The following is a 13,866-nucleotide window of genomic DNA, read 5'->3' as shown; positions in this document are numbered from 1 at the left end:
GTTCATGGGCCTGGCGAACACATCGTCAGGCCCATTGCTTTTATAACCTCACTGGCGGCCATTAATTTTGAGTCCTTCTTTTTTAGTCATGTCCCGTAGAATTTCCGCCGGAAAATGTTCGCACCTGCGTTAAGAAGGACAGTAACCAAGAGGCCTCTGATGTTGAAACCCGTCTCCCCCGCGATCGCCGCTGTCCTTGTCGGTGTGCTCTGCCTGTCCGGCTGCACCAAAAAGGACGATACCTCCAAGGCGCGCGGCGCGACGACCGTCGGTTATGTCGTGGTCAATACGCAACCTCTCAGCATCACCCAGGAGCTTTCCGGCCGCACCTCGGCCTTCTTGGTATCGGACGTGCGGCCCCAGGTCGGCGGCATCATCAAGACGCGGCTGTTCACCGAAGGCGGGAAGGTTTCGGCGGGGCAGTCGCTTTATCAGATCGATCCGGCCACCTATCAGGCCGCCTATGACAGCGCCCTGGCGCAACAGGCCCAGGCCCAGGCCAATTACGACTCGGCCAAACAAAAAGCCGACCGCTACACGCAACTGATCAGCATCAAGGCCATCAGCCAGCAGGATTACGACGACGCCCAGACGGCGCAGAAAACCGCCGCCGCCACGCTCGCCCTGCAAAAGGCCAATGTCCAGACCGCCAGCATCAACCTGAACTATACCAAGGTCGTGTCACCGATCTCCGGCCAGATTGGCAAGTCCACGGTCACGCCGGGCGCGCTGGTCACCGCCAACCAGGCCGCAGCGCTGGCGACGGTGCAGGACCTCTCCAAGATCTATGTCGATATTACCCAGTCGGCCTCGGATATGCTGAAGCTCAAGCGCGCCCTGATGTCGGGCGAACTGGGCGCGCCCGATCACGCCGATGTCACCCTGACCCTCGACGATGGCTCGACCTATCCGCTCACCGGCCGCCTTGAATTTTCCGATGTCACGGTCGATCCGGCCACAGGTTCAGTGACGCTTCGCGCCGTCTTCGCCAATCCGCAGGGGCTTCTTCTGCCCGGCATGTTCGTCAATGCCCGCATCGTCAAGGGCACGGTGTCTCAGGCGATCCTGATCCCGCAAGGCGCCGTGGTGCTCGATCCGACGGGCGGCGCCAGTGTTTTGCTGGCCGGGGCCGACAACAAGGCGCACAAACAGGCGATTACCCTGGGTCAGATGCAGGGCAATCAGTGGCAGGTGCTGAACGGCCTTAAAGCCGGCGATAAGGTGATCGCCGAAGGGGCCATGAAGCTGAAGGACAAGGGCGATATCAAAGCAGCTCCGGTCAAGCCCGCTCCCAACGCCTCGGAGCAATAACCGATGTTGTCGCGTTTCTTTATCGTCCGCCCCATCTTTGCGTGGGTCATCGCCATCGTCATCATGCTGGCCGGCACTCTGGCCATCTTCACCCTGCCGATCGAGCAGTACCCAAAGATCGCCCTGCCCCAGGTGACCGTTTCGGCCACCTATACCGGCGCCTCCGCCAAGGTGGTCGAGGATTCGGTGACGCAGGTCATCGAACAGGGGATGACCGGGCTTGACGGCCTGAAATACATGACCTCGACCTCGTCCACCGGCTCCGGGTCGGTGACCCTGGTGTTCGAGGCCGGCACCGATCCGGACTTCGCCCAGGTTCAGGTGCAGAATCAGGCCAATTCGGTCATCCGCCGCCTGCCGACCGACGTGCAGCAGCAGGGCCTGCGCGTCAATAAAGCCTCCGGTTCCACCCTGATGGCCATCGCCCTCTATACCGAAGACGACAGCCTCACGAACGCCGACCTCGCCGACTGGATCGCTTCCAATCTCAACGACCCGATTTCGCGTATCGAAGGCGTCGGCGATACCCGCGTCTTCGGTTCTCAATACGCCATGCGCATCTGGCTGAACGCCGACAAGCTGGCCAGCTTCAGCCTGACGCCGAACGATGTGCTGAACGCCATCAAGGCGCAAAATACCCAGGTTTCCGCCGGCAATCTGGGCGCCGATCCGGCCACGCCCGATACCGCGATCAACGCCACCATCACGGCGCAATCGCAGCTTCAGACCCCGGCGCAGTTCGAGAACATCATCGTCAAGAACAACTCCGCCGGCACGCCCGTCTATCTGCGCGATGTGGCCCGCGTCGAACTGGGGCCGCAAAACTACGGCAGCATCGCCCGCATGAACGGCCATAAGGCTTCGGGGATGCAGATCACGCTGGCCACCGGTGCCAATGCGCTGAAGACCGCCGATCTGGTCAAGGCCAAGATCAAGGAACTGGAACCCTCCTTCCCGGCCGGCGTCAAATACGCCATTCCCAACGACTCGACCGATTTCGTCAAGCTCTCGATCGAAGACGTGGTGAAGACCCTTGTCGAGGCCATCGTGCTCGTCTTCATCATCATGTTCGTTTTCCTGCAAAACTGGCGCGCAACGCTGATTCCGGCCATCGCTGTGCCGGTCGTGCTGCTCGGCACTTTCGGCATCCTCGCGGTCTTCGGCTATTCGATCAATACCCTGACCATGTTCGGGCTGGTGCTGGCCATTGGCCTGCTGGTCGATGACGCCATCGTCGTGGTCGAAAACGTCGAGCGCGTCATGCACGAAGAGGGTCTTGACCCGCTGGAAGCGACGCAGAAATCGATGGACGAGATCACCGGCGCCCTGATCGGCGTCGCCTCGGTGCTGGCCGCCATGTTCGTGCCGATGGCCTTCTTCGGCGGCACGCAGGGCATAATCTATCGCCAGTTTTCGGTGACGCTCGTTTCGGCCATGGGCCTGTCGGTCCTCGTCGCGCTCGTCCTGACCCCGCCGCTCTGCGCTACCCTGCTGCGCCGCCCCAAGCCCCACGAAGGCATCACGGTCGCGCCGGAAGGCACGGAAGAAGAAGATGTCAAGGTCAAGGGACTGCTGACCGGCTTCAATCGCGGCTTCCAGGTCTTCGCCCACCGCTACCAGAAATCGGTCAAGGGCATTATCCGCAAGCCGGGCCTGTTCATGCTGGTCTATGCCGGCATCATCGCCGCCGTGGTCGGCCTGGCCATGACCCTGCCGACCTCCTTCCTGCCGGATGAAGACCAGGGCGCGCTGATGACCCAGGTCCAGTTGCCGGTCGGCTCCACCACCGACAAGACGGTGGCCGTCCTCAAGCAGGTCCAGGACGTCTATCAGAAAGACCCCTCGGTTGCCTACGTATTCACCATCGCCGGATTCGGTGGGTCCGGATCGGGCGGAAACCAGGGCATGGCCTTCGTCCGCATGAAGGATTTCAAGCAACGCCACAGCGACGACATGAAGGTGTTTGCCCTCGTCGACCGCGTCAACAAGCAGTTCTCCAAAATCCACACGGCCCGCGTCTTTCCGATCATACCGCCCGCCGTGCGCGAACTGGGCAATGCCTCCGGTTTCGACATGCAGTTGAAGGACGTCGGCGGCGTGGGCCACGAGGGCCTGGCCGATGCGCGCGATCAGCTTGTCGCCCTGTCTGCCAGGGAGCCCTTGCTGTCCAACGTCCGCGCCAATATCCAGGACGACACACCGCAGCTCAAGCTCGATATCGATAATACCCGCGCCGGCGCCATGGGCGTGGCGGTCTCCGATATTAATTCCCTTTTGGGCACCGCGCTCGGCGGCACCTATGTCAATGACTTCATCGACCGCGGCCGGATCAAGCGCGTCTATGTCCAGGGCGACAGCCAGTTCCGCAGCCAGCCCGAAGACATAAACCGCTGGTTCCTGCGCAACAGCGACGGCGCCATGGTCCCCTTCTCGGCCGTCGGATCGTCGCGCTGGACCTTCGGCCCGCCGCAACTGCAACGCTACAACGGCGCCGGTTCGATGGAAGTGCAGGGCACCGCCGCCACCGGCCAGTCCAACGGCAAGGCGATGGAAAAAATGGAGGAACTGGCGGGCCAGTTGCCCCCCGGCATCGGTTACGAATGGACCGGCATCTCGCTGCAGGAAAAGGAATCCGGCCAGCAGGCCCCGGCGCTCTACGCCCTGTCCGTGCTTGTCGTCTTCCTGCTGCTGGCGGCGCTATATGAAAGCTGGTCGATCCCGTTCGCCGTCATCCTCGTCGTACCGCTGGGCGTCTTCGGCGCCCTGCTCGCCACCTGGTTCCGCGGCCTCGACAACGATATCTACTTCCAGGTCGGCCTGCTCGCCACGATGGGGCTGTCGGCCAAGAACGCCATCCTGATCGTCGAATTCGCCAAGATTCTGCATGAAGAAGGCCGCACCCTGCTTGACGCCACGCTGGAAGCTGTCCGTATTCGTCTGCGCCCGATCATCATGACCTCGCTGGCCTTCACCTTCGGCATCCTGCCGCTGGCCCTGGCCAATTCGGCCGGTTCGGCGTCGCAGCACGCCATCGGCACCGGCCTGATCGGCGGCGTGCTCTCGGCCACCTTCCTGGCCATCTTCTTCGTGCCGCTGTTCTTCGTGCTGGTGCAGAAGCTATTTCGCATGGATAACCTGCCGCAGGATATCGCCGCCAGAAATGCCGCCAAAGCGGAGCGCAACCAATGAGACACACCTCGATAATCTCGCTGCTCGCGCTCTCCTCGGTTCTATCGGCCTGCACACTGGCGCCGAAATATATCCAGCCCGCACCGCCGGTGGCGACCGAATGGCCGGTGGCGGCGGCGGCTTCTGACGCACCGCTCAAATGGCGTGACCTGTTCACCGATGCGCGCCTGCAAGCGACAATCAACCTGGCGCTCGAACAGAACCGCGACCTGCGCGTGGCGGCGCTTAATGTCGAACGGGCACAGGCCCAGTATCGTATTGCCCGCTCAGATCTGCTGCCCGGAATCGATGCTTCACTGAGCAATCCGCGCAATCAGTCCAGCCGAAGCTACTCAGCCAGTCTCGGCCTAAGCGCCTACGAGGTCGATCTGTTCGGCCGCGTCCGCTCGTTGAAAAATGCCGCCGTCGAAAGCTTCTTCGCCGAGCGCGAAAACCGCAATGCCGTTCAGATCAGCCTCATAGCCGCCGTCGCCACGCAATGGCTGACCCTGGCTTCCGATCAGGACCAACTCCGGCTGGCGCAACAAACTTTGGCCGCCCGACGCGATGCGCTGACCATCGCTCAGGGCCAGGCCAATATCGGTGTCCTCAGCGATCTCGACCTGGCCCAGATTGAGGTGCTGGCGGAAACCGCGCGTGCCGATGTCGCCCGCCTGCAAACCGTCATCGACCAGGACAAATCCACCCTCACCCTGCTGACCGGCGCGCCCCTGACCGCCGATCTGCTGCCAGAAGGCTTGCAAACCGGACAGGTGGCTGGCGCCCTGCCGGTCGGCCTGCCGTCCGATGTCCTGCTCGATCGCCCGGATGTGCTGGCCGCCGAACACGACCTGAAATCGGCCAACGCCAATATCGGCGCGGCGCGCGCGGCCTTCTTCCCGCGCATTTCGCTGACCGGCTCTACCGGCTCGGCCAGCCCCGACCTTGACGGCGTGTTCAAATCCGGCACCGGCGCCTGGAGTTTTGTGCCGGCGATCTCGGTGCCGATTTTCTCAGGCGGCGCCAACATCGCCGGGCTGAAAAGCGCCGAGGCCAGCCGCGATATCGCTGTCGCCCAGTACGAAAAAGCCATCCAGTCCGCCTTTGCCGAGGTCAGCGACGCCTTGGCCGTGCGGGCGCGTATTGATGAACGCCTGAGCGCCCAGACCGCCGCCACCGGCGCGGCGCAGCGCACCCTCACCCTGTCGCAAGCCCGTTATGACAAGGGTGTGGACAGCTACCTGACCCTGCTCGACGCCCAGCGCACGCTGTATTCGTCGCAACAGACCCTGATCAGCCTGCAAGCCCTGCGCGCCACCAATCTTGTGGCGCTCTACAAGGCGCTGGGTGACGATGGGAGCCTGCAATAAAACGTTTGCCTTCTGTAGCCAGTTAAAGCACGCTCAAAAATAGAAGAAACAAATTGCTTTATATCTTGCCTGTGCGACAGTTAGATTCAGCCGGAAGCTGCAATGATTTTTTGCTTGGGGGCAGCGATGAAACTTGCATCTGTCGTTGGAGCTACAGCCATTGTTATCGGCTTAACAACGTGGTTGTTTTGGCCCCGCACAAACAATGACAATCTTTGCCCCCCTTGGCATTGGATGAATGAAAAAGAACTCAAGCCATATATTTTGGCAAATCTTAAATCTAATAAATCATGTAATTTCGATTTTAACTATGACGCAGATTCTAAAGAAAAATGTGCGTCTTTAAGCGTTCATAAAGGTCCAGATACCGTCCAGTGGGCAGGCAATGATTTTGACCTGAGTTATGGGGTAAAAATTTCGTCAGATAAACGGACAACATACTACGGGACATCTAATACCTGTGGCCGCATATCAATCATCGGCCATGAAACGGAAGAAATATCACAGTTCTGATTTGAACTGTTCCAACGGGCGTTCGTACACCGATTTTTGACGTTTGACAGCTAGGCTATAACAAACCAATCGCTGAGGTTGTCATGGAACTGAAAATCACCCGGATAGGCAATTCGCTCGGCGTCATCCTGCCGCGTGACCTGCTTAGCCGCCTGAAGCTTGACAAGGGCGATACCGTCTTCGTTACGGAAACGCCGGATGGCTATCACTTGTCGCCCTACGATCCGGCCTTCGCCGAACAGATGCAGACGGCGCGTGACCTGATGAAAAAGCGCCGCAACGCCGTTCATGAACTGAGCAAATAGATGCCGTTCGTCCTGATCCGTGAGGGCCTGATCGAGGCCATCCAGGCTGAACAGGTCGCCGAACATGGCGGGCAAGCCGGCTTGCGCGAACTCAGCCCGATGAAGATGATGCACGCCCGTGTGCGCGCCTTGAATGAAAGCGCCTCCACCGATCTGGCCAGCCTCGCCGCGTGTTACGGCTATGTGCTTGCCCACGACCAGCTCTTTCATGACGCCAACCTCTCCACCGCGCTGATCACCACCGAGCTGTTCCTGTCCCTCAACGGTTACCGGCTCAGCGCCGATGACACGACCTGCTTTCTCGGCTTCACGGTGGTCGGCAATGGCGAATTAAGCGGCGAGGCTTTCGCCAGTTGGATACGCGGCCACATAACGCCACAGTCGTTGCCAACAGCCGCCTGAACAGCGAAATGGTAATTCGTCCGACAAGTTAACGTCATCACAATCATATTGCGCCATATTGCTGATATACGCCCTGTAAAACAGGCGTTGGAAACGCTTAACAACCGGTAAAATACCGGCAGCAATCCGATGGATACGCATGTATAGAGTTCTTTACTGCCTGAGGGATCAGCACGACTGGAAACTGGTCTTACTGGCCGCCACCATCTGCGTTTTCTCCTCTATTGTCGCAGTCCTGATCATTGAGCGCGCCCAATCCACTTCGGGCGTACAACGGATGCACTGGGTGCTGACGGCGGGCGCCGCCGGCGGCTTCGGCATCTGGGCCACGCACTTCATCGCCATGCTGGCCTATAATCCGGGGGTCGCCACCGGTTACGACCTGCGTCTTACCTTGCTGTCGCTCGTCTGCGCCGTAGGCATCACCGCCGGCGGCATCGAAATCGGCATCAGCCGCGGCTTCCGCTACGCCAGCCTCATTGGCGGCGCCGTGCTGGGCGCCGGCATCGCCACGATGCACTATCTCGGCATGATGGCGCTGAATTTGCCCGGCCATGTCGTCTGGGCGCCGGATCTGGCGTCCGTCGCGATCGGGCTGGCCTTGCTCTTCGGCGCCATCGCTATGTGGGCGGTCAACCAGCCCGCCGGAAAGGTCCTTAAACATCACTGGATCATTCGTTCCGCCCCTTTCTGGCTTGTCCTGGCCATCGTGTCGCTTCACTTCACCGCTATGGGCGCGGTTACCGTGCGGCCAGACCCCGCCCGCGCCATCGGCGGCCTGACGCTTTCCCCCGGTTCGATGTCCCTGGCCATCACCTTCGCCGCCATCGCCGTGCTGGCCCTGTGCGCCTTCGCCGTCATTTCCGGCCGCAGGCTCGACCTGATGCGCGATGAAAGCAACCGCCGCTTCCGCATCCTGCTGGAAGGCCTTGAGGACACCGCCATCTTCCTGCTCGATCCGCAGGGGCGCGTCACCGACTGGAACGCCGGCGGCGACCGCAACAACGGCTACCCCGTCGCCGAGATCACCGGCCGCGTCTATGCCGATGTCTGCGCCGTCGATACCAACTTCCCCGTCCGCTACCGCGAAGCCCTGAAAAAGGCCGAGCTTGAGGGTCGCGCCGAACTGGAAGGGCTTGCCCGCCGCGCCGATGGCAAGCAATTCTGGGGCCAGACCCTGCTGCGCGCCCTCCGCGATGGCGAAGGCAAGCTGCTGGGCTTCGCCAACATCACCCACGAAATCACCGAGCGCAAGGCGGCGGAAGACGCGGTAAGGACCTCGGCGCGAAACCTCGACGCCGCCATTTCCTACATGCCGATCGGCCTGCTGCTCTTTGATCGCAACGAGCACCTGATCCTGTCGAACAGCCGTTTTGCAGAGCTTTACGGCCTCGACCCCGCCGTGATTCAACCCGGCATGACCTTCCGCGCCTTGTCGGATCATATCGTCACTCTTTGCCTGGGCGAGCGTCCTGACGAAAGCATACTGGCGCGTCACCATGCCCGGCATATGGCGCTTATCAGCCAGCCGGGGGGCGGCACAATGCTCTCCGATCTGTATCAGTCGCGTTCGATGTCGATCTCGCACCGTCCCGTCGCTGACGGCGGCTGGGTCTCGACCTTCGAAGACGTTACCGAGCGCCGCGTCTCCGAAGCCCGCATCCAGCATCTGGCGCGCCATGACGCCCTGACCGGCCTGCCCAACCGTACCCATTTCAACGACGCCTTTGAAATCGAACTGGCACGCGCCGCGCAGAATAACGAATATCTTGGCATGGTGGCTTTCGATATCGCGCAGTTCAAGGAAATCAACGACCGTCTGGGGCATCAGGCCGGCGATGAGGTGCTGAAGAAACTGGCGGCGCGGCTGGTCGATCATGCCCATGTCGATGGCCGCCTGGTCGCCCGTTTCGGTGGCGACGAGTTCAATTCGATGCGCCGCTTCAAACATCTTGAAGACCTGCGTGACGCCGTGCAAAGGCTTTACGACTGCACCTGCGAGCCGATCCGTGTCGGCGATGAGGATATCGTTCTCAATATCAATATGGGCATCAGCATCTATCCGCAGGACGGTCAGACGCGGGAAGTCCTGCTCAATAACGCCGACCTGGCCATGCAGCGCGCCAAGGCGGTCACCGGCCGCGCCCTGTGTTACTATGACGCCGGCATGGACGAGGCCGCGCGCGAGCGCAACGCCATCGCCAAGGATTTGAAGCGCGCCCTGAAGGACGATGAATTCCGCCTGTTTTATCAGGTCCAGCAATCGGTCGTGACAGGTGAGATTACCGGCTATGAAGCCCTGATCCGCTGGAAGCATCCGGTGCGCGGCTTCATTTCGCCGATCGATTTCATTTCTATTGCCGAAGACAGCGGCGCCATCGTCGAGATCGGCGCCTGGGTGCTGCGCACCGCCTGCCGTGAGGCCGTAAGCTGGAACAACAACCTCAAGATCGCCGTCAATCTGTCGCCGGTCCAGCTCAATGAGATCGGCCTGATCGAGACGGTTCAGGAGATACTGATCGAGACCGGTCTCTCGCCGTCCCGGCTCGAACTGGAAATCACCGAATCAACCATCATTGGTGATAAGGTCCGCGCCTTACACCTGTTGCGCCAGATCAAGGCGCTGGGCGTCACCATCGCCATCGACGACTTCGGCACGGGCTATGCCTCGCTCGACACGCTCAATTCCTTCCCGTTCGACAAGATCAAGATCGACCGCTCCTTCCTGATGGAGGCCGACAAGAGCGCCCAGGCGCGTGCCATCGTTCGGGCCATCCTGGCGCTCGGTAAGTCACTGGACATCCCGGTGCTGGCGGAAGGCGTCGAAACGGAAGCGCAACTCGGCCTGCTGCGCGAGGAAGGCTGCGAGGAAGCGCAAGGCTACCTGCTCGGCCGTCCGGTGGAATTCATCGGCACGGTGAAAGCGGCCTGAGTTATTCCGCCACGCCTTCCGGCTGGATCGAATCCACCATCTCCAGGGATTCCGAGATGATCGCCCGCATGGCGCGTTCCGCCACTTCGGGCTGGCCGGCCTCGATGGCGATCAGAACGGCTTCATGCGCCGGTATGCTGGCGGTGTGACCGGCGATGCGGTTGGTCAGGCCGATCGAGATCGTCAGCGCGGTATGGATCAGTTCCTTGAGCTGGATAATGAATGGATTGCCCGACGCCTGAAGGATGGCGACATGGAAATCTATATCGGCCAGCAAGGCCAGGTCGTGATGATCGCAGTCATCGCGCATCCCGTTCAGGCCGGCGCGAATGGCCTTGATATCCGCCTTGCTCGCGCGTTTGGCCGCCAGCGACGCCGCGATGGGTTCGATGGCCAGGCGCACCTCGGACAGGTCGCGGTAGATCTTGTGCGAATAGGGCCGCTCGGTCATCCAGCGCGTCACATCGGGATCGAGCAGGTTCCAGCGGCTCACCGCCTCCACGCGCGTGCCCTGGCGCGGGCGCGACGTTAAAAGCCCCTTGGCGGTCAGCATCTTGACGGCTTCGCGGGCGACCGTACGGCTGGCGCTATGGGCGACGCACAACTCGGCTTCGGTTGGGAAACCCCTCGCTTCATACTCACCGACGACGATCGCCTGCCCCAGCGTTTCCACCAGCGAGTAGGTCAGGCTCATGCCTGGGATATGCCGCATATGTTGTCTTCCCGATTTTTTTTATCGTTCGTTATGCCCTTAATTTAATTAATCAAATTCCATTTGTCACTTCAAATTGCAGTCATGGGTCGTGACCAACGACAAGCCATTGAACGCGCTAAAATATATCCTGAAAGCCGCCGCTAAACCTGCGCGGCGAAGCGCTCAATCAGCCATTGCGCCGCCGGGCCTGGCGGGGTGTCCGTGCGATAGATGGCGTGCATGTCGTATTCATTGACCGGCCAGTCCGGCAGGTTCAGCGCCACCAGACGCCCGGCCTCCAGATCACCCTTCACCATAAATTCCGGCATCGATCCCCAGCCAACGCCGGCCAGCAGCAAGGCATGTTTCGAACCCAGATCGGCCAGCCGCCAGGTCTTGACGCCGATCACGCCGAAATCCTGCCCAGCCGTCAGGGGGGAGCGGTCGGTCAGCACAAGCTGGATATGATTGCGCGCTTCCCCCGGCGCCTTGCGGCCGGTATGGGCGAGCGGATGGAAGGGCGCGGCCACCGGCACCAGTGGCACCGCGCCGATATGGCGGCGGTCCAGTTCCTCGACCGAGGTATTGAGCGGCCCGCTAATGCCGATGATCGCCGTTTTCGCCTGAACAAGCTGCGTAATTCCGCCCAAGGCCTCAACGTGCAGACGCAGGGGAATGGTCGGGAAGGCCGTCTGAAAAGCCTGCAAGGCATCGACCAGCCGCGCCGTCGGCAGCATGACGTCGACCGCCACGGAAACCTCGGCTTCCAGACCTTCGACCAGACTCTTGACCCGCGCGCGCAGGATATCGACCCCATGCGTCACGGTGCGCGCCTCGGCCAATACCGCCCGCCCCGCCTCGGTCAATTCGGGCTTGCGGGTGCCGACGCGATCGAACAGGGGCAGGCCAAGCTGGAATTCGAGATTATCGATGGCGTAGGTAATCGCCGAGGTGGCGCGGTTCAGACGGCGCGCCGCCGCAGCGAAACTGCCGGTTTCAACGACGCATAGAAGCACCTGCAATTGATCGAGCGTGGGTGTGCCAGGATTTGACATTTCTAATTATCCGAAAAGTTTATTCAATATTATGCGGATTTTCAGAACAATTTGCAAGGCATATACAGTCACATATCGACAGCCCCTTTAAAGGAGATTGTGACCATGACCACCCTGACCGCCCATAAAGACCGCACGATCACCAGCCGGCACAGCGCCTTCCGCACCCTGGAAGGCGATGGCTTTGAAGTCCGCCGCGCCATTCCGTCAAAGGGCTATGAAGCCGTCGGCCCGTTCATCTTCCTTGACCATTTCGGGCCGATCGAGTTTTTGCCAGGCGAGGCCAAGGGCGCTTCGGCGCATCCGCACGCCGGGATTGAAACCCTGACCCTGCTGCTCGAAGGCCGCAGCATTCATAAGGACAGCCTCGGCAATATGAGCGTCATGCAGCCGGGCGAAGTCCAGTGGATGCGCGCCGGCCGCGGCATCATCCACGACGAAGGCCCGGATGCCGAAATCCAGCGTACCGGCGGCCGCAATCACGGCATCCAGCTCTGGCTCAACATGCCGGGAGGCAAGAAGCATGACGATCCGGCCTATCGCCATTTCCTGGCCAGTGACATCCCGCTGGTTCAGGGCGACAAGGCCTCGGCACGCATTGTTGCCGGCCACGTCAATGAGGTCACGGGGCCGCTCGAAAGCTTCGGCGCGCCGGTCGTCATCCACGCCTCCATCAAGGCTGGCGGTTCGATCACCCTGGAAACCAACGCCCGTGAACTGGCCCTCTATACCATGACCGGTGCGGCGCATATCGCCGGCCAGGCCATCGAGCCCGGCGAACTGATCCGCTTCGGCGAGGGCGATGCCGTCACGGTCACCAGCGATCAGGACAGCGAAATCCTGCTCGTCGGCGGTGATCCGCTCGATGCGCCGATCGTCCGTCACGGCCCGTTCGTCATGAACACCATCGATGAACTCGAACGCGCCGTCCGCGACTATTACGCCGGCCGCATGGGCGTGATCGCTTAACTTCTTTCTCCTCCTCCCAGTCAGTAACAAGGATTATTCAAATGGCTAAGGTTCTCGTTCTCTATTATTCCTCATACGGTCATATCGAAACCATGGCGAAGGCCGTGGCCGAAGGCGCCCGCGAAGCCGGCGCACAGGTCGATATCAAGCGCGTGCCCGAAACCGCGCCGCTGGAAGTGGCCAAGGCGGCGCACTTCAAGCTCGACCAGGAAGCGCCGATCGCCACAGTGGCCGATCTGGAAAACTATGACGCCATCATCGTCGGGGTCGGCACCCGCTTCGGCCGTCTGGCCTCGCAAATGGCCGCCTTCTGGGATCAGGCCGGCGGCCTGTGGGCGCGCGGCGCCCTGCACGGCAAGGTCGGCGGCGCCTTTACCTCAACGGCGACGCAACACGGCGGTCAGGAAACGACTTTGTTCTCAATCATCACTTCGCTGCTGCACTTCGGCATGACCGTTGTCGGTCTCGATTACGGCCACGCCGGCCAGATGACGCTTGATGAAATCACCGGCGGCTCGCCCTATGGCGCCAGCACCATCACCGGCGGCGACGGTTCGCGCCAGCCGACTGAAAACGAACTGACCGGCGCCCGTTATCAAGGCCGCAAGATTGCCGAAACGGCAATTAAGTTGCATGGTTGAGGTGTGATACCGAGGCCGCCTTCCGGGCGGCCTCACCATAATCACGATATCAAGGAGGCTAAAATGACGTCTGTACAGCGTTACCTGCCCGTTTTCGGCCGCGTGCTTCTGGCCGTGCTGTTCGTCATGAGCGGCATCAGCAAGCTCACCGACCCCGCCGGCACAATCGGCTATATCCACTCTGCCGGCCTGCCCCTGCCGAATATCGCCTATGGCATAGCCCTTACGGTCGAACTGCTGGGCGGCATTCTGCTGATTGTCGGTTACCGTACCCGCCTGGTCGCGCTGATCCTGGCCGTCTTTACGGTCGCCGCCGCCATCGGCTTTCATGCCCATTTCGCCGACCAGAACCAGATGATCCACTTCATGAAGAACATCGCCATCGCCGGCGGGCTGCTTCAGATCGTGGCTTTCGGCGCAGGCGCGTTCAGCCTCGACAGCCGGCTTGGCAAGGCCTAATCTCAACCCTCAAAGCGCGGTCACGCCCAGTGGCCGCGCGTCTGTTT

General features: G+C 61.1%; 12 protein-coding genes. 10 read left to right on the top strand and 2 right to left on the bottom strand.

Translation table 11 applies throughout. The features are described from left to right. The first annotated feature begins 159 nt into the window (after nucleotides 1-159). From VL130_RS08430 to VL130_RS08400, 7 genes are all read left to right on the top strand, one after another. Nucleotides 160-1,311, top strand: a complete 1,152-nt coding sequence (locus VL130_RS08430; RefSeq protein ID WP_325362340.1) for an efflux RND transporter periplasmic adaptor subunit — start codon at nucleotides 160-162, stop codon at nucleotides 1,309-1,311. A gap of 3 nt (nucleotides 1,312-1,314) precedes the next feature. Beyond that, nucleotides 1,315-4,500, top strand: coding sequence for an efflux RND transporter permease subunit (locus VL130_RS08425; protein WP_325362339.1), 3,186 nt, complete (start codon nucleotides 1,315-1,317; stop codon nucleotides 4,498-4,500). Further along, nucleotides 4,497-5,849, top strand: coding sequence for an efflux transporter outer membrane subunit (locus VL130_RS08420; protein WP_325362337.1), 1,353 nt, complete (start codon nucleotides 4,497-4,499; stop codon nucleotides 5,847-5,849). The genes VL130_RS08425 and VL130_RS08420 overlap by 4 nt, the downstream gene beginning before the upstream one ends. A 126-nt stretch (nucleotides 5,850-5,975) precedes the next feature. After that, a complete protein-coding gene (locus VL130_RS08415; RefSeq protein ID WP_325362336.1) occupies nucleotides 5,976-6,362 on the top strand; it encodes a hypothetical protein in 387 nt (128 codons plus the stop codon). A gap of 83 nt (nucleotides 6,363-6,445) precedes the next feature. Continuing rightward, the gene (locus tag VL130_RS08410) at nucleotides 6,446-6,667 is read left to right on the top strand and encodes an AbrB/MazE/SpoVT family DNA-binding domain-containing protein (RefSeq protein WP_325362334.1); all 222 of its coding nucleotides are present in this window, start codon (nucleotides 6,446-6,448) and stop codon (nucleotides 6,665-6,667) included. Then, nucleotides 6,668-7,069: a death-on-curing protein gene (locus tag VL130_RS08405; protein ID WP_325362333.1), complete on the top strand. Its 402-nt coding sequence runs from the start codon at nucleotides 6,668-6,670 to the stop codon at nucleotides 7,067-7,069. It begins immediately after the preceding gene. 139 nt (nucleotides 7,070-7,208) lie between these two features. Continuing rightward, nucleotides 7,209-10,001 carry a bifunctional diguanylate cyclase/phosphodiesterase gene (locus VL130_RS08400; RefSeq protein ID WP_325362332.1) on the top strand — a complete coding sequence of 931 codons (2,793 nt, stop codon included), beginning with the start codon at nucleotides 7,209-7,211 and terminating at the stop codon, nucleotides 9,999-10,001. A 1-nt stretch (nucleotide 10,002) separates the two neighbouring features. On the opposite strand, the gene VL130_RS08395 is transcribed toward VL130_RS08400, so the two are convergent. Beyond that, a complete protein-coding gene (locus VL130_RS08395) occupies nucleotides 10,003-10,713 on the bottom strand; it encodes a FadR/GntR family transcriptional regulator (protein WP_325362331.1) in 711 nt (236 codons plus the stop codon). 143 nt (nucleotides 10,714-10,856) lie between these two features. Beyond that, nucleotides 10,857-11,750, bottom strand: coding sequence for a LysR family transcriptional regulator (locus VL130_RS08390; RefSeq protein WP_325362330.1), 894 nt, complete (start codon nucleotides 11,748-11,750; stop codon nucleotides 10,857-10,859). 105 nt (nucleotides 11,751-11,855) lie between these two features. Here VL130_RS08390 and VL130_RS08385 point away from each other — a divergent pair, with 105 nt between their 5' ends. The 3 genes from VL130_RS08385 (at nucleotide 11,856) to VL130_RS08375 (ending at nucleotide 13,819) form a co-directional block, all read left to right on the top strand. Then, nucleotides 11,856-12,719, top strand: a complete 864-nt coding sequence (locus VL130_RS08385) for a pirin family protein (RefSeq protein WP_325362329.1) — start codon at nucleotides 11,856-11,858, stop codon at nucleotides 12,717-12,719. A 41-nt stretch (nucleotides 12,720-12,760) separates the two neighbouring features. Next, nucleotides 12,761-13,360, top strand: coding sequence for an NAD(P)H:quinone oxidoreductase (gene wrbA, locus VL130_RS08380; protein WP_325362328.1), 600 nt, complete (start codon nucleotides 12,761-12,763; stop codon nucleotides 13,358-13,360). Between the two features lie 63 nt (nucleotides 13,361-13,423). Further along, nucleotides 13,424-13,819, top strand: a complete 396-nt coding sequence (locus VL130_RS08375) for a DoxX family protein (RefSeq protein ID WP_325362327.1) — start codon at nucleotides 13,424-13,426, stop codon at nucleotides 13,817-13,819. Nucleotides 13,820-13,866: the final 47 nt, after the last annotated feature.

The sequence above is a fragment of the Asticcacaulis sp. genome (genome assembly GCF_035497195.1).
In the GTDB taxonomy this organism is placed as follows: Bacteria; Pseudomonadota; Alphaproteobacteria; order Caulobacterales; family Caulobacteraceae; genus Asticcacaulis.
This window is presented reverse-complemented; position numbering and strand designations above follow the sequence as displayed.